Origin of the sequence: Azospirillum lipoferum 4B (assembly GCF_000283655.1) — a bacterium.
GTDB classification, from domain to species: Bacteria; Pseudomonadota; Alphaproteobacteria; order Azospirillales; family Azospirillaceae; genus Azospirillum; species Azospirillum lipoferum_C.
Genome location: NC_016622.1, coordinates 55,407 through 80,402, shown reverse-complemented (window position 1 = coordinate 80,402; position 24,996 = coordinate 55,407). Strand labels below are relative to the sequence as shown.

General features: G+C 67.2%; 22 protein-coding genes. 7 read left to right on the top strand and 15 right to left on the bottom strand.

The genetic code is table 11. The annotated features are described in order from the left end of the window. Positions 1–121: 121 nt before the first annotated feature. The 3 genes from AZOLI_RS00390 to AZOLI_RS00380 form a co-directional block, all read right to left on the bottom strand. On the bottom strand, positions 122–1,774 hold the full coding sequence (locus AZOLI_RS00390) for an acyl-CoA synthetase (RefSeq protein ID WP_014246580.1): 1,653 nt from the start codon (positions 1,772–1,774) through the stop codon (positions 122–124). Between the two features lie 170 nt (positions 1,775–1,944). Further along, complete coding sequence (locus AZOLI_RS00385; RefSeq protein ID WP_014246579.1) at positions 1,945–2,667, bottom strand: response regulator transcription factor; 723 nt, start codon at positions 2,665–2,667, stop codon at positions 1,945–1,947. Positions 2,668–2,729: 62 nt separating this feature from the next. Beyond that, complete coding sequence (locus AZOLI_RS00380) at positions 2,730–5,519, bottom strand: cache domain-containing protein (protein WP_014246578.1); 2,790 nt, start codon at positions 5,517–5,519, stop codon at positions 2,730–2,732. 217 nt (positions 5,520–5,736) lie between these two features. Between AZOLI_RS00380 and AZOLI_RS00375 the strand changes: the two genes are divergently transcribed. Together AZOLI_RS00375 and AZOLI_RS00370 are read left to right on the top strand one after the other, a co-directional pair. Next, positions 5,737–6,060, top strand: coding sequence for a DUF485 domain-containing protein (locus AZOLI_RS00375; RefSeq protein ID WP_014246577.1), 324 nt, complete (start codon positions 5,737–5,739; stop codon positions 6,058–6,060). Beyond that, on the top strand, positions 6,057–7,739 hold the full coding sequence (locus AZOLI_RS00370; protein ID WP_014246576.1) for a cation acetate symporter: 1,683 nt from the start codon (positions 6,057–6,059) through the stop codon (positions 7,737–7,739). The genes AZOLI_RS00375 and AZOLI_RS00370 overlap by 4 nt, the downstream gene beginning before the upstream one ends. 61 nt (positions 7,740–7,800) lie before the next feature. Here the strand turns inward: AZOLI_RS00370 and AZOLI_RS00365 are convergent, their stop codons facing one another. Together AZOLI_RS00365 and AZOLI_RS00360 are read right to left on the bottom strand one after the other, a co-directional pair. Then, entirely contained in the window at positions 7,801–8,022 is a 222-nt protein-coding gene (locus AZOLI_RS00365; protein ID WP_014246575.1) for a hypothetical protein, read from the bottom strand. 36 nt (positions 8,023–8,058) lie between these two features. Next, a complete protein-coding gene (locus tag AZOLI_RS00360; RefSeq protein ID WP_014246574.1) occupies positions 8,059–10,098 on the bottom strand; it encodes a sensor histidine kinase in 2,040 nt (679 codons plus the stop codon). Between the two features lie 325 nt (positions 10,099–10,423). On the opposite strand from AZOLI_RS00360, the gene AZOLI_RS00355 reads away from it, so the two are divergent. After that, positions 10,424–10,654: a hypothetical protein gene (locus AZOLI_RS00355; protein WP_014246573.1), complete on the top strand. Its 231-nt coding sequence runs from the start codon at positions 10,424–10,426 to the stop codon at positions 10,652–10,654. Then, entirely contained in the window at positions 10,651–10,887 is a 237-nt protein-coding gene (locus AZOLI_RS00350; RefSeq protein ID WP_014246572.1) for a hypothetical protein, read from the top strand. The genes AZOLI_RS00355 and AZOLI_RS00350 overlap by 4 nt, the downstream gene beginning before the upstream one ends. Before the next feature lie 31 nt (positions 10,888–10,918). Here AZOLI_RS00350 and irrA read toward each other — a convergent pair whose 3' ends face one another. From irrA to AZOLI_RS00335, 3 genes are all read right to left on the bottom strand, one after another. Continuing rightward, positions 10,919–11,350, bottom strand: a complete 432-nt coding sequence (gene irrA / locus AZOLI_RS00345) for an iron response transcriptional regulator IrrA (RefSeq protein ID WP_014246571.1) — start codon at positions 11,348–11,350, stop codon at positions 10,919–10,921. 221 nt (positions 11,351–11,571) lie between these two features. Next, positions 11,572–12,969, bottom strand: a complete 1,398-nt coding sequence (locus AZOLI_RS00340; protein ID WP_044549367.1) for an NAD(P)H-dependent flavin oxidoreductase — start codon at positions 12,967–12,969, stop codon at positions 11,572–11,574. Between the two features lie 270 nt (positions 12,970–13,239). Continuing rightward, a complete protein-coding gene (locus AZOLI_RS00335) occupies positions 13,240–13,983 on the bottom strand; it encodes a glycerophosphoryl diester phosphodiesterase (RefSeq protein ID WP_014246569.1) in 744 nt (247 codons plus the stop codon). Positions 13,984–14,049: 66 nt separating this feature from the next. Here AZOLI_RS00335 and AZOLI_RS00330 point away from each other — a divergent pair, with 66 nt between their 5' ends. Next, positions 14,050–15,087 (top strand): lysine-2,3-aminomutase-like protein, encoded by a 1,038-nt coding sequence (locus tag AZOLI_RS00330; protein ID WP_014246568.1) that lies wholly within the window; start codon positions 14,050–14,052, stop codon positions 15,085–15,087. Between the two features lie 24 nt (positions 15,088–15,111). Here the strand turns inward: AZOLI_RS00330 and AZOLI_RS30860 are convergent. The 7 genes from AZOLI_RS30860 to AZOLI_RS00290 form a co-directional block, all read right to left on the bottom strand. Then, positions 15,112–16,175, bottom strand: a protein-coding gene (locus tag AZOLI_RS30860) for an IS630-like element ISAli3 family transposase (protein ID WP_085938452.1) whose coding sequence is annotated in 2 segments (ribosomal slippage) — positions 15,112–15,689 and positions 15,689–16,175 — 1,065 coding nt in all. Because the reading frame shifts where the segments join, the coding sequence is not laid out codon by codon here. A gap of 89 nt (positions 16,176–16,264) precedes the next feature. Further along, a complete protein-coding gene (locus tag AZOLI_RS00315) occupies positions 16,265–16,603 on the bottom strand; it encodes a GIY-YIG nuclease family protein (protein ID WP_044549353.1) in 339 nt (112 codons plus the stop codon). Between the two features lie 79 nt (positions 16,604–16,682). Then, positions 16,683–17,213, bottom strand: coding sequence for a tryptophan-rich sensory protein (locus tag AZOLI_RS00310; RefSeq protein WP_014246566.1), 531 nt, complete (start codon positions 17,211–17,213; stop codon positions 16,683–16,685). Between the two features lie 47 nt (positions 17,214–17,260). Continuing rightward, on the bottom strand, positions 17,261–18,286 hold the full coding sequence (gene holA, locus AZOLI_RS00305) for a DNA polymerase III subunit delta (RefSeq protein ID WP_014246565.1): 1,026 nt from the start codon (positions 18,284–18,286) through the stop codon (positions 17,261–17,263). An 18-nt stretch (positions 18,287–18,304) separates the two neighbouring features. Continuing rightward, positions 18,305–18,811 (bottom strand): LPS assembly lipoprotein LptE, encoded by a 507-nt coding sequence (lptE, locus tag AZOLI_RS00300; RefSeq protein ID WP_014246564.1) that lies wholly within the window; start codon positions 18,809–18,811, stop codon positions 18,305–18,307. Positions 18,812–18,848: 37 nt separating this feature from the next. After that, the gene (gene leuS, locus AZOLI_RS00295) at positions 18,849–21,419 is read right to left on the bottom strand and encodes a leucine--tRNA ligase (protein ID WP_014246563.1); all 2,571 of its coding nucleotides are present in this window, start codon (positions 21,417–21,419) and stop codon (positions 18,849–18,851) included. 75 nt (positions 21,420–21,494) lie between these two features. After that, the gene (locus AZOLI_RS00290; protein WP_014246562.1) at positions 21,495–22,034 is read right to left on the bottom strand and encodes a DUF3576 domain-containing protein; all 540 of its coding nucleotides are present in this window, start codon (positions 22,032–22,034) and stop codon (positions 21,495–21,497) included. 320 nt (positions 22,035–22,354) lie between these two features. Here AZOLI_RS00290 and AZOLI_RS00285 point away from each other — a divergent pair, with 320 nt between their 5' ends. Then, complete coding sequence (locus AZOLI_RS00285; protein WP_244442494.1) at positions 22,355–23,515, top strand: porin; 1,161 nt, start codon at positions 22,355–22,357, stop codon at positions 23,513–23,515. A gap of 312 nt (positions 23,516–23,827) precedes the next feature. Beyond that, positions 23,828–24,925 carry a porin gene (locus AZOLI_RS00280; protein WP_014246560.1) on the top strand — a complete coding sequence of 366 codons (1,098 nt, stop codon included), beginning with the start codon at positions 23,828–23,830 and terminating at the stop codon, positions 24,923–24,925. The last annotated feature ends 71 nt before the right edge of the window (positions 24,926–24,996 follow it).

Below are 24,996 nucleotides of genomic sequence, written 5' to 3'. Positions count from 1 at the left end.
GGCAGGACGCTTGCGGGAGTTCTGCAAAGGAGCGGCGGCAGTCCCCTCTCCCACCCTCGGCCGGCCGAAGGCCGGTCCGAAGGTGGGGGAGGGTCAGGGAGGGGGCAACGCGCTCCGCCCCTTACAGCCCCTCGGTCTGCTTGCGCAGGACGTATTTCTGGATCTTGCCCGTCGAGGTCTTCGGCAGCGGGCCGAACACCACCGTGCGCGGGCACTTGAAGTGGGCCATGTGCGACCGGCAGAAGGCGATGATGTCGGCCTCGGTCGCGGTGGCTCCGTCCTTCAGCGTGACGAAGGCGCAGGGCGTCTCGCCCCACTTCTCGTCATGGCGGGCGACGACCGCGGCCTCCAGCACTTCCGGGTGCTTGTAGAGCACGTCCTCCACCTCGATGGACGAGATGTTCTCGCCGCCGGAGATGATGATGTCCTTCGAGCGGTCCTTGATCTCGACATAGCCGTCTTCATGCCAGACGGCGAGGTCGCCGGTGTGGAACCAGCCGCCGGCGAAGGCCTCGTCGGTCGCCTTGGGGTTCTTCAGGTAGCCCTTCATGACGTTGTTGCCGCGCATCATGATCTCGCCCATCGTGCGGCCGTCCTTCGGCACCGGCTCCAGCGTGAAGGGATCGGCAACGATCACCGCCTCCAGCATCGGGCCGCGCACGCCCTGGCGCGCCTTGATCGCCGCCTTCTCGTCCAGCGACAGGCCGTCCCAACGGTCATGCCAGACGCAGACCACGGTCGGGCCGTAGCATTCGGTCAGGCCGTAGACATGGGTGACTTCCCAGCCCATGCGCTCCATGCCGGCGATGACGGCGGCGGGCGGGGCGGCGCCGGCAACCATCACCTTCACCGTCTGCTCGATGCCCTGCTTCAGCTCGGCCGGCGCATTGTTCAGCATGTTCAGAACGATGGGCGCGCCGCAGAAGTTGGTCACCCGCTCCTCGCGGATCAGCTTCAGAACGGCGTCCGGGCGGACCTGACGCAGGCAGACGGCGGTGCCGGCAGTGACCGCGATGGTCCAGGGGAAGCACCAGCCGTTGCAGTGGAACATCGGCAGCGTCCACAGATACACGGGCGCGTCGCCCATGTTCCAGGACAGCGCGTTCGACACCGCGTTCAGATAGGCGCCGCGGTGGTGATAGACGACGCCCTTCGGGTTGCCGGTGGTGCCGGAGGTGTAGTTCAGCGCGATGGCCTGCCATTCGTCGGCCGGCAGGGTCCAGGGATGCTCGGCACCGACATCGCTGATGAAGGCCTCATAGTCGCGGTCGCCGATCAGTTCGCCGCCGGTGTAGGTCGGATCGTCGATGTCCACCACCGGGATCGGCGAATCCAGCAGGGCCAACGCCTTCTTCGCGACGCCGGAGAACTCGCGGTCGACGATCAGGATCTTCGCCTCGCCATGCTTCAGGATGAAGGCGATGGCCTCGGCATCCAGGCGGGTGTTGACGGCGTTCAGCACGGCGCCGGCCAGCGGCACGCCGAAATGTGCCTCGAACAGCTCGGGCGTGTTGGCGGCCAGCATGGCGACGGTGTCGCCCTTGCCGATCCCCAGGTTCGCCAACGCCGCGGCCAGACGGCGCACGCGGACGAAGGTCTCGGCCCAGGTCCGGCGGACCGGGCCATGGACGACGGCCAACCGGTCGGGCCACACGGAAGCGGCGCGCTCCAGGAAAGTCAGCGGCGTCAGCGCGACGAAATTGGCGGCGTTGCGGTCGAGGTCGCGCTCATACGGGTTGAGGCTGGCTTCGACTGCGGCGGCAGGTGCATTCATCGGACCGTTCTCCCCAGGGGTTCTTGTTAGGCGCCGGCATTGGACGCGGCTGTGTTGGAAACAGCCTGTACCAGATCAGCTTTGCGCAACTTTCTCAGGATTATGACCAATTGTTATTGGAGTTGTTTCGACGCTGGGCAATCGAGGTGCCCCGTTCACCCTGCTCCCGGTCACCGCAGCCAGGTCACGTCGCCGGCAAACAGGTATCCGGCGCCATAGACCGTCTTGATCAGCCGCGGGGCGCGGGGGTCCTCCTCGATCTTCTTGCGGATGCGCGACACGCGGACGTCGATGCTGCGGTCATAGGGAAAATCGTCGCGGTCCTGGTCGGGCCCCTGCAGATGCTCGCGCGACAGCACGCGCTTGGGCGCCTTCAGCAAGGTCAGCAGCAGCGAGGCCTCCGCCGCGGTCAGGCTTTCCTGGCGGCCGTCATCGGCGCTCAGCGTCAGGTTACCGAGGTCGAAGACCCAATTGCCGAAGCGCGCCCGCGCGGTCTCCGCCGCGGCCGTGGCGCCGGCCAGCTGTTCGCGGCGGCGGATGGCGCTGTTGACGCGGGCGACCAGTTCCCGCGGCTCGAAGGGCTTCACGATGTAATCGTCGGCGCCCAGCTCCAGCCCCAGGATCCGGTCGGAGGTGCCGCCGCGCCCGGACAGGATGATCACGCCGAAGCGGACATCCTCCCACAATTCGCGAACCAGGGTCAGCCCGTCCATGTCCGGCAGGCCGAGATCGACAAGACACAGGTCGGGTGCCTGACGCTGGATCGCCGCCCGCGCCTCCCGCCCGCTGGCCCAGCAGGACACCTCGTAGCCGTATCCCTCCAGCACCTCTTTCACCAGCCGGCGGATGTCGGCCTCGTCCTCGATCAGGTAGATGCGCTTCTTTTGTGCCACGCGCGTTTCCCCTTACTCTTCGCCCTGCTTTTTCCCAGGTGCGTTCATTTGGCCCGAATGTATCAGGCGGGCGCGGGTTGGGCGGCGTGGCCGATGGCCGCCACCAGATCCCGCTTGTCCCATGGCTTGCCCAGTATGACGGCATCGGCCGGGATGTCGCCATACTCGACCGTGAAGCCGCTGACCAGAACCACCCGCATGTCCGGCCGCAGCAGCCGGGCGCGCCGCGCCAGCTCCACCCCCGACAGGCCGGGCATGACGATGTCGGAGACCAGAAGCGACAGCCCGTCGATCTGCTCCACCAGCTCCGCCGCCTCGTCGCCGCTCGCCGCCTCCACCACCGAGAAGCCGAGGTCGACCAACTGCTGGCGCATCACCTGCCGGACATCGTCGTTGTCCTCCGCCACCAGCGCCAACTGGCCGGACCAGCCGCCGCCCAAGGGTTCGGCCGTCGCCGGTTCGGCATCGAGCAGGCGGGCCACCGGTTCGGCGCGCGGCAGCAGCAGGGTGACGGCGGTCCCCTCCCCCGGCCGGCTGTCGATGCGCAGATAGCCGCGCGACTGCTTGACAAAGCCGTAGACCATCGACAGCCCCAGCCCCGATCCCAGAGCTTTCGTCGTGAAGAAGGGCTCCACCGCGCGGGCCAGCGCCTCCGGCGTGAAGCCGGTGCCGGTGTCGGAGACGCGGATTTCCAGGTAATCGTCGGGGCGGACCGGCTCGTCGAAGGACAGGGTGTCCTCCACCCGGCGGATGCCGACCGCGATGTCGAGCCGGCCGCCGTTGGGCATGGCGTCGCGCGCGTTGATGGCAAGGTTGACCAGCGCGTTCTCCAGCTGGGTCTGGTCGGCGATGGTCCAGCATTCCCGCCCCTCCTCCGGCACGCCGATGGCGATGGAGCTGGGGAAGGAGCGGCGCAGCAGCACCGCCATGTCGCGCAGCAGTCCGCACAGCTCGATCGGCTCAGGCTTCAAAGGCTGCTGGCGGGAGAAGGCGAGCAGCCGGGCAGTGATGTCGGCACCGCGGCGACCGGCACGCTGGGCCGGCTCCAGATAGGCGTCCAACCCCTCGACCGCGGCGTAGCGGTCGCGCGCCGCCGCAAGGTTGCCGATGATGATCGACAGCAGGTTGTTGAAATCATGCGCCAGCCCGCCCGACAGCTGGCCGACCGCCTTCAGGCGTTGCGCCTCCACCAGCTGGCGTTCGGTCTGCTTCTCGTCGGTGATGTCCAGCGTCAGCACGAACAGGCCGGTGACAGTACCGTCCTCCGCCCTGCCCTCGCCGCGATGGGGAATCAGCGTGGTCTTGGTGACGATGTCGCGGCCGTCGCGCGGGAAAGTGTATTCGAAGGTCACCACCTCCCCCGACAGGCAACGGTCGAGATGGGGACGAAGCACCGCCATGGCGCGCCGGCCGACCACGGCGGCAAGCTCGCGGCCGATCACCTCTGCCTTGTCGCGGCCGACCAGCTCGGCCCAGCGCAGGTTGGCGAAGGTCAGCCGCCCGTCGCGGTCCAGCCCGGCGATGCTGGCGGGGATCGCGTCCAGGATAACGCGCTGGCGCGTCTCCGCCTCCGCCAGCGCCGCGGTGCGGTCGCGCACCCGGCTGTCCAGCGTGGCGACGGTGTCGCGAAGCTGCCGGACCATGCCGTCGAAGGCGGAGCCGAGCAGCCCGATCTCGTCGCCGCGGCGGATGCCGCTCTGCGCGCCGAGGTCGCCGGCCCGCACCTGCGCCGCGGTGTCGGCCAGCCGGCGCAGCGGCCGGACCAGACGGCCGACGGCGATGTAGCCCAACAGGCTGCCCGCCGCCATCAGCGCCATGCCGATGGCTAGGATGCGGTTGCCCAGCACCACCGACGACCGCCGCAGCTCGTCCACATAGACCGACGAGGCGATGTACCAGTCGAAGCCTTCGAAATGCCGGACCCAGCTGATCTTTTCATAGGCGTAGTTGCCGGGATCGTCGGGTTTGTCCCACAGGTAGGTCAGCGGTTCCCCCCTGGCCGCGGCGGCTTTCAGATCCTCGGCGATCGGGCGCCCGGTGGCCGAATTCAGCCGGTCGCCGAAGGCCGTGCCCTCGATGTTCGAATTCGGGTGGATGATCATCCGGTTTGCCGAATCGAAGATGTAGAGGTATCCGGTGCGGGCGATGCGCAGCTTGCGCAGGGCCTGGCGCAGATCCTCGATGGCCTCGGCCTTGCGCCGCTCCACCTCGGCGTCGACGTCGGCGAGATAGGCGCCGGTGCCAACGATGATGCCGCGCTTGGGCAGATCCTTGAAGAAACTGAGCTTCGGCGCCCGTTCGTCGCCGTTCGGCCGCCACCACGGATAGGTCTGGAAACCCTCCCCCTGCCGCTTGGCGGTGGCGACGATAGTGGGCAGGATGTGGCGGCCGAGATTGTCGCGCAGGTCGTCGGACTTCCGTCCCTGATAGTCCGGCGAGGGATGCGACAGGATCACCGAGTCGTAGCCGATGGCCCAGACATAATCGCCGTTGCCGTAGCGGAAGGCATGCAGCCCCTCCATCGCCTCGCGCCGTGCCTCCTCCGCCGTGATCTCGCCGCGGTCGGCGCGGGCGTGGACATGTTCGATGTAGCCGACCGCCAGTTCAAGCACGTCGCGCAGGCGGGTCTTGTAGGACTCCACCGTGGTGGTCCGCTGCTCCTCCAGCCCGCCGCGGATGCGGCTGACCAGTTCGAACACGTTGTCGAGGATGGTGCGGCTGGCGTCGCGTTCGATCTCGTAGGCCTTCTCCTCGATGAAGGGAACGGAGAAGACATAGGCCGCCGCCGAGAACAGCCCGAGCGAGATCAGGATCGCCGAGAACAGCCGGAGGAACAGGGGCGAGCGGATCATTTTCCGGACAACGCGGCGGGATACGGGGATCGGTGGAATCCCCGGCATCATTCCAGCTTCGCCGCCCCGGCTCAATGCGAATCGGTGGAATTGTTACCGGAATTGCGCTGAAACAATTCGTCATATTTCCGGGAAATTTGCGAAACAGTGTTTTGTTAGCCGGAAGACCATAAGCCCGAACAGGGTGCCACAAGGACGTCTACCGTCTGGAGGAAACATGCACTCCCCCGCGAACACTCCGGTCTACGAGCGGGTCCGCCGGAACCCCAAATTCCAGGAACTGGTCCGCCAGCGCAGCCGGCTGGCGTTGATCCTGTCGGCCATCGTCCTGGTCGGCTACTACAGCTTCATGATGGTCGTGGCCTTCGCGCCGGACCTGCTGCACAAGCCGATGTCCGACGACTCGGCCCTCAGCATCGGCTTCCCCATCGGGGCGGCGATCATCATCCTGTCCTGGCTGCTGACCGGCGTCTACTCCCACTTCGCCAACGGCCGTTTCCAGGACCTGACCGACGAGATCACGCGGGAGACGCTGCAATGACCGCCCGCCGGATCCTCCTGACGGCGGCTGCCGCCACCCTGTTCGCCACCCTGTCCGCCGTGCCGGCGCTGGCCGCCGGCGATGTCGGGCAGCTGGAAAAGCAGCCGGTCAACCTGTCGGCCATCGGCATGTTCCTGGCCTTCGTCGTGATGACGCTGGGCATCACCTACTGGGCGGCCAGCCGCACCCGCTCGACCTCCGACTTCTACACCGCGGGCGGCGGCATCACCGGCTTCCAGAACGGGCTGGCCATCGCCGGCGACTATATGTCGGCCGCGACCCTGCTGGGCCTGTCGAGCCTGGTGTTCGCCAAGGGCTATGACGGCTTCGTCTACACCATCAGCTTCTTCGTCGGCTGGCCGATCATCCTGTTCCTGCTGGCGGAGCGGCTGCGCAACCTCGGCCACTTCACCTTCGCCGACATCGCGTCCTACCGGCTGGACCAGGGCAAGATCCGCACCTTCGCCGCCATCGGCTCGCTGACGGTCGTGTGCTTCTACCTGATCGTCCAGATGGTCGGCGCCGGCCAGCTGATCAAGCTGCTGTTCGGGCTGGACTACAACGTCGCCGTGATCGTGGTCGGCGTGCTGATGGTGGTCTACGTCACCTTCGGCGGCATGATCGCCACCACCTGGGTGCAGATCATCAAGGCGGTGCTTCTGCTGGGCGCCGGCGTGATCCTGGCCTTCCTCGCCCTGTCGCGCTTCGGCTTCAGCCTGGAGGCCATCGCCAAGAGCGCCATCGCCTCGCACAAGGACGGGGTGAAGATCATGGGGCCGGGCACGCTGCTGGCCGACCCGGTGTCGGCGGTGTCGCTGTCGCTGGGCCTGCTGTTCGGCACCGCCGCGCTGCCGCACATCATGATGCGCTTCTTCACCGTCCCCAACGCGCGCGAGGCCCGCAAGTCGGTCTTCTACGCGTCGGGCTTCATCGGCTTCTTCTTCCTGATCGTCTGCGTGCTGGGCATGGCGGCGATCACCATCGTCGGCACCGACCCGCAGTTCTTCGAAGGCGGCAAGGTCGGCGGCAAGCTGATCGGCGGCGGCAACATGCCGGTGATGCATCTGGCCAAGGCGCTGGGCGGCGACCTGTTCCTGGGCTTCCTGTCGGCGGTCGCCTTCGCCACCATCCTGGCGGTGGTGTCAGGTCTGGCGCTGGCCGGCGCCTCGGCCATCGCGCACGACCTCTACGCCCGCGTCATCCGCAAGGGCGAGGCGACGGAGCGCGAGGAGATGCGCGTGTCCAAGATCGCGTCGCTGGTCCTGGGCGTGCTGGCCGTCGTGCTGGGCATCGCGTTCGAGAAGCAGAACGTCGCCTTCCTGGTCGGCCTGACCTTCGGCGTCGCGGCGTCGGTGAACTTCCCGGTGCTGATCCTGTCGATGTACTGGAAGGGCCTGACCACCCGCGGCGCGCTGGCGGGCGGCATCGCCGGCCTGATTTCCGCGGTGACGCTGGTGATCCTGTCGAACGCGGTGTGGGTCGTCGTTCTGAACAACCCGAAGCCGATCTTCCCGTACGAGCAGCCGGCCCTGTTCTCGATGACGCTGGCCTTCATCGTCACCATCATCGTGTCGAAGCTGGACAGCAGCGCGTCCGCCCGTGCCGAGCGCGACGCCTTCGAGGACCAGTTCGTCCGCTCCCAGACCGGCATCGGCGCCGCGGCTGCGGCGAAGCACTGACGGTCTGATTTTCCAACAGACAGCGCCCTTCCCCACCCCGGGGAAGGGCGCTTTCCTTTTGTCAGCCCGCCGACACGCTGTTGTCCTTGCGGCGCGACAGCTGCACCTGACCGTCCAGGCATTTGACGTAGCCGGTCTTGCCCGGCTTCAGCCCATCGAGGATCGTCACCAGCGCCCGCGGAATCGCCGCGAACTCCTTGGAGCCGCGCGACTGGCCGTTGTAGGCGGCGATGTGCTTGCGCAGGTCCTCCTTGGACACCGGCTTTCCGTCATTCCCGATCATCCCGTCCGCCTCTTTCTCCGTTCATGGGAGACAGGCTTACGCCTGCATCCCGTCGGCCGCAACCGGCTGGGCGACGCGCTCGGCGGGGAAGCGGACGGTGACGGTTGTGCCACGGCCCGGCTCGCTGTCGATGGACAGGCTGCCGCCATGCAGGGCCATCAGGTCGCGGCAGATCGACAGGCCGAGCCCGGTGCCGCCGAAACGGCCGGGAATGCTGTTGTCGGCCTGCTGGAACGGCTCCAGGATGCGGGCCAGCGCGTCGGCGGCGATACCGATGCCGGTGTCGCGCACCGCGATGGTCAGCCCGCCGTCGGCCTCCGGCCCCGCCGTCACCGTCACCCGGCCGCCGCGCGGCGTGAATTTCACCGCGTTCGACAGCAGGTTCAGCAGGACCTGCCGCAAGGCCCGCTCATCGGCCAGCAGTCTGGGCAGGCCGAGGGCGCAGTCGACCGCCAGCGTCACCCCGCCGGCATCGGCCGGAACCGCGGTCAGCGCCCGGCAGGTCTCGATGGCGTTGGCCGGCTCCAGCCAGCTTTCGTCCAGCGTGTAGCGCCCGGCCTCAAGCTTCGACATGTCCAGCACGTCGTTGATGAGGTCCAGCAGATGGCGCCCGCTGTTCTGCACATGACGTGCATAGTCGTGGTAGCGCGGGCTGCCCAGCGGTCCGAACAGCTCGTGCAGCATGATGTCCGAAAAGCCGATGATGGCGTTCAGCGGCGTGCGCAACTCGTGGCTCATGGTCGCCAGGAAGGCGCTCTTGGCACGGTTGGCGGACTCCGCCTGATCGAGCGCGGCGGCCAGCCGTTCGGCCGCCTCCACCCGTTCGGTGATGTCCCGCGCCTCGACCACCAGCACCGTCACGGCGCCCCGGTCGTCGAAGACCGGCTTGATCGTCACATCCATCACCCGGGTGACGCCGTCGGCGATCACGTCGGTCTCATAGCGGACGAGTCGGCCGGACGCCGCCTTTCCGATCGATTGACGGAAGGCCTCCGCCAGTTCGCCCGTCCGGGCCCAGCCGCGGAACTCCCAGGCGCGGCGCCCGATCAGCGCCTCCGCCGGCAATCCGGCCAGGGCGCAGGCCGGCCGGTTCAATGCCAGCACCCGTCCTTCGGGGGACAGCAACCCCATGATCTGGAAACTGCTGTCGAACAGAGCCTGCGACCGGCGTTCGCTGGCCCGCAACGCCTGGGTCGTCGTCTCCAGCCGGCCGAGCTGCCGCAAGGCCAGCAAGGCCAGCAGCATCACCACCACCGACACCGCAGTGGTTTCCAGCACGCGTTTCCAGCGGTCGGCATACCAGCCGGCCAGAACATCGTCGGCGCTGATGCGGACATAGACATAGAGCGGCAGGTCGGCCACGCGACGGACCGTGCCGATGCGGTCGCGCCCTTCCGACGGATCGAAGCCGGACAGCGTCTTCGCGCTTTCCCCGCCGGGCAGGCGCGGCAGGACGGAGGCGAAGACGGCACGGTTACGGTCCAATAGCTCGCTCGGCCGTGAATAGGCCAGGACCACCCCGTCCTCGCCATAGAGCAGAATGAAACTGCGCGGGCCGATGTCCTGCGTGGCGTAGAGCCGGGCGAAGCGGTCGAGGTCGAGTATCGCCATGGCGACGCCGCCGCCATCGGCCAGCGGCCGGACCAGGGCGGCGCGCCAGCCGCCGCCGGCTTCCCGATAAGGGCCGACGAAGGCCGCCGATCCGCTGCGCGCCGCCTCGGCCGGCGGGGTTCCGGCAAGGGAGGTCGGGGCATCCAGCCCGACGGCTTCCCTGACCCGCCCATCCGGCTCCACCACCAGCAGGCTGCGCAGCGCCAGCCCCGGACCGGTCTCCGCCCCGGAAACCCCGACTGCGTCAGCCAGCAGATGGGGGGGAATCCGCCCGCCTTCGGCCATCGCGTAGAGCGTGCGTTTGGCAACAACGAGGATGCGGCGGGCATCCTCCTCCAGCAGGCGCGACAGGTTGGCGGTCTGGCGCAGGCCGTCCTGCAGCGCCCGGTCGCGCGCACGTTCCAGATCGGCATAGGCCACCAGCCAGAAGCCGGCGATCACCGCCGCGAGCAGGCCGATGCGCATACCGGCCACCGGCGATAGAGGCGGCACGCCCGGTCGCCACTGCCGCCACCATCCGCGCGCGGCACCGGCCGGTTCGGAGAAATCCGTCAAAGGCAAGAGTCCGCCGCAGCTGAATTCCAGAGAACGTCAAGCCGGTTCGGCCGGACGCGACGAACTGTAGCATGCCCTACCGGGTGATTTCACGCTCGTGCACTCCCGATGGGGGAGGGAACTTGTGGGGCGGCGGGCGATGCCGGAAAGCCGGTGCTGGAAAAGTTTGGCTCGACAAAGCCGACGGCCCGCGCTTCTCTGCCCCTCAACCATGGGGAGGAGGATCCGGGCCGGCATGCTTGAGGATTACGTCAACAGCCCGCTTCTGGGGCTTATGCTGTTCCAGGTCGCCATCGTCTGGCCGATGGCACGCATCCTGCGCCGCGCGGGCTTCTCGCCGTTGTGGGCGTTGTTCGCGCTGCTGCCGCTGGGCCATGTGGTCGCAATCGGCGTGATGGCGCACAGCCGCTGGCCGGTTCTGCCGGTGCGCGAAGCCCGCAAGGTCAAGGCGCGGAGGACCGCATGACGGACACCATCATCCATCTGGGCTTCTGGGAACTGCTGATCGGGTCGATCGTCACGACCTATACGCTGATCGCCGGCGGCTGGGTGCTGGCGAAAGCCGGGCGCAGCCCCTTGTGGATCCTGCTGCTGCTGTTCCCGTACCTGAACGTCGTGGCCGTGTGGGTCTTCGCCTATATGCGCTGGCCCTTCGTCGACCGCCCCGCCAGTCCGAGCGTGCCGGACGGCGAGCGCTGAAGGTCGATAGGCGCTTAACGGCGGGGCGGGATCAGGCCGTACCGTCGTCCTCGATCAGGCGGACGATCACGTCGACACGGGCGACGCGGGTGCCGGCCGGCGCGGTGGGCAGGTTCCGCACCATCAGACGATCTGCGGGAATATCCTCGAGCCGGCCGGTGGATTCGACGAAGAAATGATGGTGGTCGCTGGTGTTGGTGTCGAAATAGGACTTGCCGGCCTCCACCACCACCTCGCGCAGCAGACCAGCGGAGGTGAACTGGTTCAGCGTGTTGTAGACGGTCGCCAGCGACACCGGCAGGTCGGCGGCCAGCGCCTCGCCATGCAGTTGCTCCGCGGTGACGTGCCGGTCGCAGCCTTCGAACAGCAGCCGGGCCAAGCCGAGGCGCTGGCGGGTCGGGCGCAGCCCGACGCCGTTCAGCCGGTCGAGGGCTCGCTTGAAAGGGCGTTCGGCGGTCATCATGGGCGAGGCACCCGTACGGTCGACACAGGGGCGGACACGAAGGTCCGGGACAGGACCGCGGCACAAGGCCGCAGACCGTTCAACTGTAAAACCATTCGGAAAGACGGCGCAAGTTATTGTCGCACCGACGTCAACCAGAAAGGCGTCAGCCGGATCGGTCCAATGCAAAGGCCGCCGGCAGTCACCCGCCGGCGGCCCTGTCGATCAGGGATCCCTGCCGGTCAGTAGCCGGTGGCGATCCGCTCCACGAGCTGCTTCACCGTCGGGATGAAGCCGTCATTGTAATAGGGATCGCTGGCGAAGCGGTAAGCGTTGTGCCCCGCGAACATCAGCTGGTTCTCGCAGTCGTCGGTGTGGCTGACCGCCTGGAGCGTCTTCTGGATGCAGAAGGAGCGCGGATCGGCGCGCTTGCCCGTCGTCCCTTCCTCGTTCTGCGCCCAGTTGGAGAAGCCGCAGGCCGACAGGCAGCCCATGCAGTCGACCTGATCGTGCAGGATCTTTTCCGACTGCTGGGGGGTGACGAAGACCAGCGTGCTGTCCGGCGTCTTCAGCGCGGTGGTGAAGCCCTGGGACAGCCAGCCTTCGGCGCGCTGCTTGTCGCTTTCGGTCACATAGACCGGGCGGCCGCGCGGACCGACCGGGAATTCGGCCGAATGTTCGCCCACCGGCTTGGACAGATAGGCGATCTGGCGCTCCGACCGGGCCATCAGGTCCAGCAGGAAGGGGTTCTTCACCGCCGACGAATAGAAGCCGGTCGGGGAGAAGCGGTTCAGGAAGACGTCGCCCGGCTGAAGCGCGACCAGCTTGCGCTTCCACGCCATGGAGATCGGGCTCTCCTGGGTCAGCAGCGGACGGGTGCCGAACTGGAAGGCGACCGGCCCCAGGTCGGGGTTGTCGATCCAGTCCTCCCACTCCGACAGCCACCAGACGCCGCCCGCCATCACGATGGGGGTGTCGTTCAGCCCGAAGCTGTTCATCATCTGGCGCAGGGCCAGGACGCGGGGGAACGGATCCTCCGGCTTCTGCGGGTCTTCGGAGTTGGACAGGCCGTTATGGCCGCCGGCCAGCCACGGATCCTCGTAGACCACGCCGCCCAGATGCTCGCGGAACTTGTGATAGGCGCGCAGCCACAGCGCGCGGAAGGCGCGGGCCGACGACACGATCGGGTAGTAATGGACGCCGTAGCGCACCGCGATCTCGGCAACCTTGTAGGGCATGCCGGCGCCGCAGGTGACGCCGTGGATCAGGCCCTGCGAGCCTTCCAGCACGCCGTGCAGGATGTGCTCCGCCCCGCCCATTTCCCACAGGACGTTCATGTGGATACGGCCCTGGCCGTTCGACGTCTCGTGGGCGATGCGCGCCTGGGCGATGCCGCCCTCGATGCCGAAGGCGATCAGCTCGTTGTGGCGCTCGCGCCGGGTCTTGCCCTTGTAGATCTGCGGCAGAAGGTTGCCGTTCTCATCGTAGCTGTCGGCGTTGACACCCGAAAAGGTGCCAATCCCGCCGGCTGCCGCCCAGGCGCCGGAGCTTTCGCCGTTGGATACGGCAATACCCTTGCCACCCTCGACGAGCGGCAAAACCTCCCGGCCGGACATCTGCAACGGCTTCAACGCCTTCAACGAACCCTCCAAAGACCGAACGTGGCGCCCTGTGGGACACCGGATCAAAAGCGGCGAACAACCAGACGACGAAAAGCTCCGCCGGAATCCACGTGGGTTCCGGCGGGATCGCCAACGCGGTTCTATATATGAGGAATTGGCCCGCCCTACGAGCGGATTCAGCCCCTCGCGCAAAAAACGTTCACGATTTGCCGCAGTTGCGAACGGAAGCGTCAGCGTGTCGACCGCTCCTCCGGCACATCGTCGGACATGCCCCTGAGACATGTACCGTCAGGCGTCCGCACCCAACTCCCGCGCCAGCCGGCCCGGTGCGTCGGTGAAGACAGCAGACACGCCCCAGCCGAACAGCGTTCGCGCCCGGCCGGCGTCGTTGACGGTATAGCTCAGCACCGGCCGTCCGGTGGCGCGGTATTCCGCCACACTGTCGGCCGTCTGGCGTTTCTGGTCGACATTCAGGGTCGCCGCCCCGATGCGGTCGGCGATGGCCGCCCAGTCGGCCGGCGGATCCCACAGCAGGTAGCCGCGCGGGATTTCCGGCCACAGCCGCTGCGCAACCTCCAGGCAGGGCACCTCGAAGCTGGACAGCAGAAGCGGCCGGTCGGACGGCCAGAGCGGACGCAGGCTGTTCAGCGCCACTTCCGCCGTGATCTCCTCCTGCCCCGGATAGGGCTTGATCTCCAGGTTCAGGCCGAGGCCGAGGTCGCGGATCAGCGCCACCGCCTCTTCCAGCGTCGGCACCCGTTCGCCGACGAAACCGGCATCGAACCAGCGTCCGGCGTCGAGTTGCTGCAGGTCCGCCAGATCCATGAGCGGAACCGGGCCGGTGCCGGTGGTGGTGCGGTCCAGCGTGTCGTCATGGATCAGCACCGGGCACTGGTCGCGGGTCAGCATGACATCCACCTCGACCCAGCGGGCGCCCTGGCGGGCGGCCTCCCGGATCGAGGCGAGCGTGTTTTCCGGCGCATTTTCCTTGGCGCCGCGATGGCCGATCAGGCGGGGAAGAGTCGACAGCATGGGTCTCGCAGGAGTAAGAGCGGTCGCTTTCCTACATGACCCATTCCGTCGAGACGGGAAAGAGCGATGAAGGCCCTGCACAGCGTTTCCGATCTGGTGGCCGCCGGGCTGATGACGCCGGAGGCCGGCGAGGCCGTGCGTACGGTCGCCGACCGCTATGCCGTGGCGCTGACCCCGTACCTGCGCGATACACTGGCCGGACGGACGGATCCGCAGGACCCGCTCTATGCCCAGTACGTCCCCTCCCCCGCCGAGGCGTACAGCACGCCGGAAGAGCTGGAGGACCCCATCGGCGACGGGGCGCGCAGTCCCGTGAAGGGCATCGTTCACCGCTACCCGGACCGGGCGCTGCTGAAGCCGCTCCATGCCTGCGCGGTCTATTGCCGCTTCTGCTTCCGCCGCGAGATGGTCGGTCCGGGCGGAGAGGCGCTGACCGCCGACGAGTTGGATTCGGCACTCGCCTATATCCGCGATCACCAGGAGGTGTGGGAGGTCGTCGTCACCGGCGGCGACCCGCTGCTGCTGTCGCCGCGCCGGCTGCGCGGGATCGTGCAGGCGCTGTCGGACATGCCCCATGTCGGCATCGTCCGCCTGCACAGCCGCATCCCCGCCGCCGATCCCGACCGCATCACCCCCGAACTGGTCGAGGCGCTGACCGCCCCCGACCTCGCCACATGGGTCGCCGTCCACATCAACCACGCCGACGAGTTGACCCCGCCGGTGCGGGCGGCGCTTGCCCGACTGGTGGAGGCCGGCATCCCGCTGGTCGGCCAAACCGTGCTGCTGAAGGGAATCAACGACAGCCATGCGGCGCTGGAGGCGCTGTTCCGCGGCATGGTGCGCAACCGCGTGAAGCCCTATTACCTGCACCACCCCGACCTTGCCGCCGGAACCAGCCATTTCCGCCCGACCCTGGCCGAGGGGCAGGCGCTGGTGACCGGACTGCGGGGGCGGCTGTCCGGCCTGTGCCAGCCCACCTATGTCCTCGACATCCCCGGCGGCCATGGCAAGGCACCCGCCGCCCCCGCGTGGATCGAAGAACAGCGCGATGGTAGCTATCGCGTGACCGACTTCACCGGCCGGGTTCACGATTACCGCGGCTGAGCCTCCGCTCTCATACCAGCGGCTTTAGACATTGACCGCTGCCCACGAGCGTGAGGCGATTGAGCGAATGATTTCGGGTGCCTGGGCGAGAGCGTTCCACGCCTCGCAGCAGGCCTCGACGATGGCGGCATAGGAATCGAAGACGCGATGGCTGAGGTGGTTCTGTCGCAGGAACTGCCAGATGTTTTCGACCGGATTGAGTTCCGGGCAATAGGGCGGCAGATGCAGAAGGCTGATGTTTTCGGGCACGACCAGCTTGTCGCCCGGCTGGTGCCAGCCTGCGCCGTCGAGGATGAGCACCGCATGGTGGTCGCTCACTTGGCCGCTGATCTCGGCCAGGTGCAGGGTCATTGCCGCGGCGTTGGCCTTGGGCAGGACCAAGGCCGCGGCGGCGCCACGGCTCGGGCAGACGGCGCCGAACAGGTAGGCCCAGCTATGGCGCTGGTCGCGGGGCGCGCGTGGCCGGCTGCCCTTGGCGGCCCACACCCGGGTCAGGGTCCCTTGCTGGCCGACCCGGGCTTCGTCCTGCCACCAGAGCTCCAGCGGCTTGCCGCGGGCGGTGTCGGGGAGGGCGCCGGCAACCAGAGCGGCAAAGTTTTTTTGTGAGCCTCGAGCGCCTCGCCATCCTGCTGAGGATGCTGGGGGCGCACCGACAGGCGACGGAACCCCAGACGGCGCAACAGCCCGCCAACGCTGCGCTCGGCCAGCACCACGCCGAACCGGCGCTCGATCTTGCGGGCCAGATCGCACCGCCGCCACCGAACCACGCCATCCTCGGCGAGGTCCGGACCGGAGCGGACCCAGGACGCCACCTCCGCTTCCTGCTCCGCCGACAGCTTCGGCTTGGCTCCCGGTGCCTTACGATCCCGCAGCCCCGCCACGCCTTGGGCGTTGTAGCGGTGAACCCAATCCCGCAACGTTTGCCGATCCATCCCGCAAGACCGCGCGGCGTCCTCGCGAGATCGCCCCTCCAAAACCAGAGCTAGGGCGAGAAGGCGCCGCGCTACATCCGGATCGCCAAAACGCACCGCCCGCTGGCGCAACTCCGCTGAACTCAGCTCCAGCCGCGTGATCGCAATCGCCGCCATACCCGCCTCCTTCCGAGAGCTGGCAGCGAATCACAGGGCGGACCAAAAGGGAATCCACCGTGACGAGTCACACTTCAAAGCCGCTGGTATCAGATCGCCTCCGCCGCCAGTGCAGCGGCCCAATGGGCGACCCGCGCCTTCAACGCGGCGGTGCGGGCGAAGGCGAGGTCCTCGACCTCCAGCCGTTCGACGATTTCGAAGGCCAGTGACTCGGACCCATGGGCGTTCCATGCCGCTTGCAGGCTGCGGTGCGGACAGCCGCCCATCTTCAACTGGAACCAGATGCGGTTCTGGATCTTGTCGAGATCCGGCGCGCCGCCCACCCATACCGTACCGGCAGCGGCACAACGCACGGCGAACACGCCGACCACGCTCTTGCGCTCCTTGTAAGCCGCCACCGCAGCCTTGCGATCCTCTTTACCAACCATGTCCACCCTCGCCGCAAGCGTCATCGTTCCCGGCTGGTTATACCCGGGTGATATTCGGCACAAGCTTTTTATCCGGGTATTATCCCCAGAGGGCTGGGGTGCCGAACAGCGGATCGGGGTTGATGAGCGCGTTGTGGATGCCGACGACCGATGCAAAGCCGGTCCACAGGATCAGCGGCGTCCAGATCAGCGCGATGCTGCGGTCGTCCCGCGCCACCAGCGCGATGCAGATCGACGTGATGATGAAGAAGGACACCGTCCAGGCCGCGGCGAGGATCGAACTGCCCAGCGTGAAGTAGACGAGGCTGAAAGTGGCGTATATCACCCAGGTCACCGCCTGGAGCCCGATCAGCAGGCCGCGGTCGCGGATGCGCCGTGCCGGGTCCAGCAGGCGGATGTCACCCCAGATCTGGAAGACGTTCAGCGTGAACCACATCACCGGAAACGCCCAGCCCGGCGGCTGCAGCGGCGATGGCTGATGCCCTTCGAAGGGCTGGCCGCCACGCTCGACGAAGCCCCAGGCGTTCACGATGACCCAGAACAGCAGGGGTTGCCACCAGCGGACCCGGAAGGGGGCGGGCGGTGGCGCGGTATAGCTGGCGTCGCTCATGCCCCGCGAGATAGCGCGCCGGCCCCAATGGTCAAGTCAGCGCCCTTTCAGCGCCGCGCCCCCAGCGAGGCGAGTTGGAACAGCACACGGGCGCACAGGGTCTCGTCCGGCATGTTGGTGCGCTTGCAGTCGGCCTCGGCATCGACCAGCCGTTCCAGAGCCTGGCGGACATGGCCGGGGGACCAGTGGCGGGCCTGTCTGACCAGCCGGGTCTTCAGCTTGAAGAAGACCGGCGGGCGCAGCGACTCGACGGCGGCCTCCGGCGACTTGCCGGCGGCGACCTGGGCGCAGAGCAGCTGCAGGCGCTGGAAATGGCGCTGGGCGCCGCGCAGGATCGGCACCGGCGAGGTGCCCTCGGCGAAGAGCCGCGCCAGCGAGCGGTCGAGGGTGGCGAAATCGCCCTCCGCCGCCGCCCACACTGGCTCGTCCATCGACAGGGCGGCGCTGTCGCCGATGCAGGCCTGGGCATCCTCCAGCCGCACGCGCTTCGCTTCGCCCATATAGAGCGCCAGCTTCTCCGCCTCGCCGCGGGCGACCATGCGGTCGCCGACGAGGTTGGCGGACAGGAAGCTCAGCGCATCGGGATCGGCGGTCAGGCCATGGCCGTGCAGGATGTCGGCGATGACCCGGCCAAGCGACGCCTCCTCCTCCACATAGCAGGGAATGGCGGCGGCGCCGTCGGCGCCTTCGAACAGAAGCCGCAGCTTGGAACGGGCCGACAGATCGCCCGACTCGACGACGACGAGACTGTCGCCCGGCGGCAGGTTTTCCAGGAAGGCGGTGAAGGCGGCCGTGCTGTTGTCCTCGGCGTCACGGACGCGGATCAGGCGCCGGCCGCCGGTGAAGGAGATCGCCGCAGCCTCGTCCGCCAGCCGCGCCGGATCGTCGGCCAGCGCGCGACCGAGGAACTCGGCAACCCGAAAGGGATCGGACAGGTCCGTGACCACCGTCTTGCCCAGCGTCTGGGCACGGTCGCGCACGAGGCCCGAATCGGGGCCATAAAGCAGCACCGCCCGGACCTTGGGGTCCGGGCTGCGCAGGAAACCGTCGATCGCCTTGGGCTGAAGCTTCACCCGAACCTCTCCCGCCGGTCAGGACCCGCGGCCGAGATACATGGCGACGCGGGTGGTGATGTCGTTGGAGATGTCCTCCAGCGCCCGGTCATAGGCGCTCTGCACCGTCACGATGGCAGCGTAATGCTGCTCCAGCGTGTTGTAGCTGATCATCGACCGGGAGCTGGACTGGAACACCACCTGCCCCGTCCGGGTGTCGGTCAGCCGATAGGGCGCGTTGACCAGCAGCTGGGCGCGCACCGCGGTGGCATCCTTCTGCAGGGCCAGCTTCTGCTCCGAGGCCGACAACGCCACGTCCAACCGATAGCGCGGATTGCTCGGCCGCTCCGACGGATAGAAGTTGTCGATCAGCAGGTTGCGGAGCTTCTGCCCTTCCCGGTCGGGGATCGACGCGATGTCGACCTCCATCAGCCGGTCCGCCGCCGCGGCCCCGACGCCCTTGCCGCCATAGAGCGGCTGGAAACCACAGCCCGAGAGGGATATGGCGGACAGACCGAGCGCGAGGGCGACCAGCCCCCGTGCCATGGTCTGCCGGAACGGGCTCCGGCGGAACTGTCTGGGATCAGACGACGACATTGATCACCCGGTTCGGGACGACGATGACCTTGCGGGCCGGCTTGCCGTCCATGGCACGCTGGACGTTGGCATCGGCCAGCGCCGCCTGCTCCGCCGCATCCTTGTCCATGTCGCGCGGCAGTTCCAGCGTGGCGCGCAGCTTGCCGTTGACCTGGACCGCGACCTTGACGCTGTCCTCCACCACCAGGGCGGGGTCGGCCTCCGGCCAGGGCTGGTCGGCCAGCAGCGTGGCGTGGCCCAGCTGGGCCCACAGCTCCTCACCCAGATGCGGCATCATCGGACCGACGAGGCGGACCAGCGACTCGAAGCCCTCGCGCAGGACCCAGGCCTCGCCCTCGCCCTTGCCGTCCAGCTCGCCCAGCGCGTTGGACAGCTCGCGGACGCGGGCGACCGCCTTGTTGAAGCGGAACTTGTCCAGATCCTCGGACACGCCGGCCATGGTCTTGTGGACCAGACGGCGGGCGGCTTCGGCCTTCGGACCGAACGACTCAGGCGTGGGCGTGCCGGCGGCGGGCAGCTCCACCGGCGCCTCGGTCACCATCCGCCACAGGCGGTTGATGTAGCGCCAGGCGCCGTCGATGCCGGCCTCGGTCCATTCCAGATCGCGTTCCGGCGGGCTGTCGGACAGCATGAACAGGCGGGCGGCGTCGGCGCCGTAGGTGCCGATGATGTGCGCCGGATCCACCACGTTCTTCTTGGACTTCGACATCTTCTCGACGCGGCCAACGGTGACCGGCGCGCCGCTGTCGGCCCGGACCCACTCGCCCTTGTCGTTCCTGGTCAGGTCGGTCGGGGCCAGCCAGGCGCCGGTGCCGGCATCCTTGTAGGTCTCGTGGTTGACCATGCCCTGGGTGAACAGGCCGGTGAACGGCTCGTCCAGGTTCAGGTAGCCGCAGGTCTTCAGGGCGCGCGTCCAGAAGCGGCTGTAGAGCAGGTGCAGGACCGCATGCTCGATGCCGCCGATATACTGGTCGACACCCAGCCAGTAATCGACCGCCTCGCGGTTGAAGGCCGCATCCTCGGTCTTCGGCGAGCAGAATCGGGCGAAATACCAGGACGACTCGATAAAGGTATCGAAGGTGTCCGTCTCGCGCAGCGCCGGCTTGCCGCAGGTCGGGCAGTTGGTGTGCTTCCAGGTCGGATGATGGGCCAGCGGGTTGCCGGGCTTGTCGAAGGTCACGTCCTCCGGCAGCACGACCGGCAGCTGGTCGTCCGGAACCGGAACGATGCCACACGACTCGCAGTGGATCACCGGGATCGGGCAGCCCCAATAGCGCTGGCGCGACACGCCCCAGTCGCGCAGGCGGTACTGGGTGGTGCGCTCGCCCTGGCCTGCCGCCTCCAGCCGCTTGCCGGCCTCTTCCTTGGCCGACTCGGTGTCGAGTCCGTCGAGGAAGGCGGAGTTCCGCAGCACGCCGGGGCCGGTGTAGGCCTCGGTCCCGACCTCGAAGGCTGCAGGATCGGCATCGGCCGGGATCACCACCGGACGGACCGGCAGGTTGTACTTGCGGGCGAAATCCAGGTCGCGCTGGTCATGCGCCGGGCAGGCGAAGATCGCGCCGGTGCCGTATTCCATCAGCACGAAGTTGGCGACATAGACCGGCAGTTCCCACGACGAATCGAAGGGATGCACGACCTTCAGCCCGGTGTCGAAGCCGCGCTTCTCCGCCGTCTCGATCGCTTCCTCGCTGGTGCCCAGCCGGTTGCACTCGGCAATGAACTCGGCCAGTTCCGGGCTGGACGCGGCCAGCTCGGCCGCCAGCGGGTGATTCGGGGAGATCGCGGCGAAGGAGGCGCCGAACAGAGTGTCGGGCCTAGTCGTGAAGACCTCCAGCTCCTCTTCGCGACCCTTGATCTTGAAGCGGAAACGGACGCCGGTGGACTTGCCGATCCAGTTCTCCTGCATGATGCGGACGCGCTCGGGCCAGCGGTCCAGCGTCTCCAGGCCCTTCAGCAGGTCTTCGGCATAGGCGGTGATCTTCAGGAACCACTGCGACAGCTTGCGCTTTTCCACCAGCGCGCCGGTGCGCCAGCCGCGGCCGTCGATCACCTGCTCGTTGGCGAGAACGGTGTTGTCCACCGGGTCCCAGTTCACCCAGCTTTCCTTGCGATAGGCGAGGCCGGCCTTGAGGAAATCCAGGAACATCTTCTGCTCGTGGCGGTAATACTCCACGTCGCAGGTGGCGATCTCGCGGTCCCAGTCGATGGACAGGCCCATCGTCTTCAGCTGCCCGCGCATGGTCGCGATGTTCTCGCGCGTCCAGGCGGCGGGATGGACCTTCTTCTCAAGCGCGGCGTTCTCGGCCGGCAGGCCGAAGGCGTCCCAGCCCATCGGGTGCAGGACGTTGAAGCCCTTGGCGCGCTTGAAGCGCGCGATCACGTCGCCGATGGTGTAGTTGCGGACGTGGCCCATGTGGATGCGCCCCGACGGATAGGGGAACATCTCCAACACATAGTATTTGGGCCGGGAAGCGTCCTCGCGTGCGGTGAAACAGCCCTTGCCGTCCCACACGCCCTGCCACTTCGCCTCGGTTTCCTTGACATTGTAACGCGACATGAGCGCGACGCCGTTTTCCGTTGTACCAGATGCTCGAAGGCCCGGGGGGTACCCCCCGGGGGGCAGGCCGCCGCCTCAGCGGGTGGCGGCGTTCTGCGACACGCGAAGCTGCCGGGCGCGGGTCAGCACCGCATCCTCCAGCTGGCCGGCGGTCTCCGGACCGACGCTGATGTCGCGCCAGTCGTTGCCCGTGCGCTGCTGCTTGAACACCGAAACCCGGACACCATCGGCACGCAGCTGGCGGTCCATGATGTAGAGGTTGACCTTGAAGCGCTCGTTCGGCGAATCGGGCGGGGTGTACCAGTCGGTCAGGATCACGCCGCCGAACGGATCGGCAGAGGCGATCGGCATGAAGGAGAGCGTGTCGAGCGAGGCGCGCCACAGGAAGCTGTTGACGCCGATGCCGCCAGCGCTGTCCTGGTCGCCGCCGCGCTTGTTCTTGCCGAACAGGTTCAAGCCGCCATCGGTGCCGAGCAGGCTGCCGAACTTGTAGTCCTTGTTCTTCATCTGCTCTTCGACGGTTTCGGTCTTGCCGCCCCAGCTTGCGCAGCCGGCGATCGAGACGGAAGCCGCGAGCAGTACAGGGACAAGGCGAAGGGCGGTCGAACGGCGCATGGTCGGGAACCCGGTTCAGAAAAGGGGTTGCCGCGCGCGAGTCACGCGCGGAATGCCGGTGAACAGACCATAAGTGGACGGCCCCACGCAACAGCGGATGCGTCTTTGCCCCGCCCCGTCACAACAGGACGACAACAGTCCACCCCTGCCCGGCTCGACTGTGGCGGACAGGCCGGAGGCGCCCCTCTTAGTGTGCTCCGTGCGACACACTGTCCCCCCAATGCAGCAATCACGGAGATTTGCCGCTTGCTGGCAAGGGCGGGGGTGCGTACGAAAGTCTCAGCCAGGACGTCAACCAGGCTGAAACATCTGCTGCCAGGATGGAGGCAACAATCATGAACCGTTATCTGCTGGCCGGCGCTGCCGCCGCCGCTCTCGCCCTCGGCGCTGGCGCCGCCAACGCCCAGGCCAAGTTCGATGTCAAGGTCGGCGGCGACGCCTACTTCGAAGCCGGCTACGTCGATCAGGATGTGGACTCCGGCCTGCGTTCGACCGAATTCCGCAACCGCATGCGCATCAACATCATCCCGTCCGCCAAGGCCGACAACGGCCTGGAGTACGGTGCCCGCATGCGTCTGCGTGCCAACAGCGGCGCCAGCAACACGCGCACCACCGATGCCGACCGCGCTTACATCTTCGCGCAGGGCACCTTCGGTCAGGTCCGCATGGGCGTCAGCAACTCCTTCAACGACGAGACCTATGTCACGGCGTCGATGGATTACCTGAAGCTCGGTGCCTATGACGACGTTACCGCCTGGATCAACCTGCCCTCCAGCACCGCTGGCACGGTCACCGGTAACAGCATCCTGAACCCGTCGATCGCTCCCGACGCGAACTCGACCAAGATCGTCTACTTCTCGCCGCGCATGGCCGGCCTGCAGCTGGGCGCGAGCTATACCCCGCGTAACGACAGCTCCAACACCGACATCAGCCGCTCCAAGCCGACGGGCACCCTGGCCGGCACGTCCAACGGCATCTACCAGGACATGGTGGAAGTCGGTGCGAACTACAACAACACCTTCGGCGGCGTGACCGTCAAGGCGAGCGCCGGCTACATGTGGGGCCGTGCGGTCGACGATGTCGTCGGTTCGAACTACAAGGACCTGAACGCCTGGCAGCTCGGCGCGAACGTCGGCTACGCCGGCTTCACTCTGGGCGGCAGCTACATCGACTACGGCAAGTCGGGCCAGAACGAGCGTACCGGCGTGTTCACCGAAACCACCCGCAACTGGACGGTTGGCGCTCAGTACACCACCGGCCCGATCGTTGTCGGTGCCAACTACAAGAACGGCAAGGACGCTGGTTCGCTCGGCACCACCGGCGACCGCGAGTTGCAGGTCTACGAAATCGGTGTCGGCTACACCGTCGCTCCGGGCCTGACGCTGCAGGCTCAGTACGACTACTTCGACCTGGACAACGACGCTTCGGCGGCGGACGACAAGGGCAACGTCGTGCTGGTTCGCTCGATCCTGGCGTTCTAATCGGTCTTCTGATCGGACGTCCGGCAACGGTCAAGAAGGGCGGTGGCTTCGGTCACCGCCTTTTTTGTTGCGCATTGTTCAGGCAAGTCGCCCAAATTCAGGGCTGCAAATGCGCCAAAAATTTGGCGCATCGCATTTTTCTATATATTTCAGTAGGTTATCCGTGTGCTTTTGTTGCAACTGTGTTGCGGATGCGTGGAAGCACTGCAGTTTGCCTCTTGCCGGCCGAAACAGCGCGCGGTTAAGTCATAGCTACAAAGACAACCGCGCGCTCCCGGTCATACGGGGCGTACGCACAAGGATGGACAATCCATGAAGCGCTCTCTCGTCATCGGCTGCGCCGCCGTTGCCCTCGCCGCCGGCTGCGGCACCGCCTCGGCCCAGTCCAAGTTCGACGTCCTGCTGGGCGGCGACGCCTTCTTCCAGGGTGCCTACGTCGACCAGGACAACGACAACGGCCTGCGCCAGACCGAGTTCGCCAACCGCTTCCGCCTGACCGTCACGCCGACCGCCAAGGCCGACAACGGCCTGGAATACGGCGCCCGCCTGCGTCTGCGCGCCTCCAACGGCACCGGCAACTCCCGCACCACCGACTCGGACCGTGCGTTCATCTTCGTGAACGGCACCTTCGGTTCGGTCCAGGCCGGCGTGGTCAACGGCCCGTCGGACGACTCGGGCGTGATCGGTCCGAACGTGGACGGCATTTCGGGCAGCCCGGACGGCTGGTACGGCTCCTACTACGGCGTGACCTCGCTGCCGTACGTGACCGGCTCGCTGCGCGCCCTGGAGTCGGGCGACGCCAGCACGAAGATCGTCTACTCGACGCCGAGCTTCTCCGGCTTCAAGCTGTCCGCCGCCTACACCCCGACCTACGGCAGCAGCAACACCGACGTGAACCGTCGCAAGGACAGCTCGGCCTACAAGGACATGGGCGAAATCCAGGCCTACTATAAGGGCGCCTTCGGTGGCGTCGGCCTGGAAGGCAGCGTTGCCTACCAGTTCGCCGAAGCCCGTAGCGGTCTGGAAGACCTGTCGTCGGTGCATGCCGGCGCCACCGTGACCTACGGTGCCTTCGCCCTCGGCGGCAGCTATGCCTTCAGCGGCGACAGCGGCTATGCCAAGGGCCATCGCGGCGTCGACGACAACCAGATCTGGCTGGTCGGTGCGCAGTACACCCTGGGTCCGGTCATCCTGGCCGCCACCTATACCGACGCCAAGGGTGCCAATGTCGGCACCGGCGCCGCCACCGCGTCCGACTATGCCCGCGCCCACATCTATCAGGCCGGCGTGACCTACACCGTCGCCCCGGGCCTGACCACGGGCCTGGAATACAGCTACGTCGACAACAAGTCGGGCGGCGTGAACAACGACGCCAACATCGTTCTGTGGGATACCCGCTTCTCCTTCTAAGGGACGGGTTTCCTGGCAGCAAACGCGAGGGCGGCGGAGAAATCCGCCGCCTCTTTTTTTGTCCGCTCCGG

What these genes read in the sequence shown, in the direction of transcription:
- AZOLI_RS00375 (WP_014246577.1), top strand. Translation starts at nt 5,737, where the DNA reads ATGCACTCCCCCGCGAACACTCCGGTCTACGAGCGGGTCCGCCGGAAC.
- AZOLI_RS00280 (WP_014246560.1), top strand. Translation starts at nt 23,828, where the DNA reads ATGAAGCGCTCTCTCGTCATCGGCTGCGCCGCCGTTGCCCTCGCCGCC.
- AZOLI_RS00330 (WP_014246568.1), top strand. Translation starts at nt 14,050, where the DNA reads ATGAAGGCCCTGCACAGCGTTTCCGATCTGGTGGCCGCCGGGCTGATG.
- AZOLI_RS00355 (WP_014246573.1), top strand. Translation starts at nt 10,424, where the DNA reads ATGCTTGAGGATTACGTCAACAGCCCGCTTCTGGGGCTTATGCTGTTC.
- AZOLI_RS00380 (WP_014246578.1), bottom strand. Translation starts at nt 5,519, where the DNA reads ATGATCCGCTCGCCCCTGTTCCTCCGGCTGTTCTCGGCGATCCTGATC.
- AZOLI_RS00335 (WP_014246569.1), bottom strand. Translation starts at nt 13,983, where the DNA reads ATGCTGTCGACTCTTCCCCGCCTGATCGGCCATCGCGGCGCCAAGGAA.
- AZOLI_RS00315 (WP_044549353.1), bottom strand. Translation starts at nt 16,603, where the DNA reads ATGGTTGGTAAAGAGGATCGCAAGGCTGCGGTGGCGGCTTACAAGGAG.
- AZOLI_RS00360 (WP_014246574.1), bottom strand. Translation starts at nt 10,098, where the DNA reads ATGCGCATCGGCCTGCTCGCGGCGGTGATCGCCGGCTTCTGGCTGGTG.
- AZOLI_RS00390 (WP_014246580.1), bottom strand. Translation starts at nt 1,774, where the DNA reads ATGAATGCACCTGCCGCCGCAGTCGAAGCCAGCCTCAACCCGTATGAG.
- AZOLI_RS00370 (WP_014246576.1), top strand. Translation starts at nt 6,057, where the DNA reads ATGACCGCCCGCCGGATCCTCCTGACGGCGGCTGCCGCCACCCTGTTC.
- AZOLI_RS00350 (WP_014246572.1), top strand. Translation starts at nt 10,651, where the DNA reads ATGACGGACACCATCATCCATCTGGGCTTCTGGGAACTGCTGATCGGG.
- AZOLI_RS00310 (WP_014246566.1), bottom strand. Translation starts at nt 17,213, where the DNA reads ATGAGCGACGCCAGCTATACCGCGCCACCGCCCGCCCCCTTCCGGGTC.
- AZOLI_RS00290 (WP_014246562.1), bottom strand. Translation starts at nt 22,034, where the DNA reads ATGCGCCGTTCGACCGCCCTTCGCCTTGTCCCTGTACTGCTCGCGGCT.
- irrA (WP_014246571.1), bottom strand. Translation starts at nt 11,350, where the DNA reads ATGATGACCGCCGAACGCCCTTTCAAGCGAGCCCTCGACCGGCTGAAC.
- lptE (WP_014246564.1), bottom strand. Translation starts at nt 18,811, where the DNA reads ATGGCACGGGGGCTGGTCGCCCTCGCGCTCGGTCTGTCCGCCATATCC.
- leuS (WP_014246563.1), bottom strand. Translation starts at nt 21,419, where the DNA reads ATGTCGCGTTACAATGTCAAGGAAACCGAGGCGAAGTGGCAGGGCGTG.
- AZOLI_RS00365 (WP_014246575.1), bottom strand. Translation starts at nt 8,022, where the DNA reads ATGATCGGGAATGACGGAAAGCCGGTGTCCAAGGAGGACCTGCGCAAG.
- AZOLI_RS00285 (WP_244442494.1), top strand. Translation starts at nt 22,355, where the DNA reads ATGGAGGCAACAATCATGAACCGTTATCTGCTGGCCGGCGCTGCCGCC.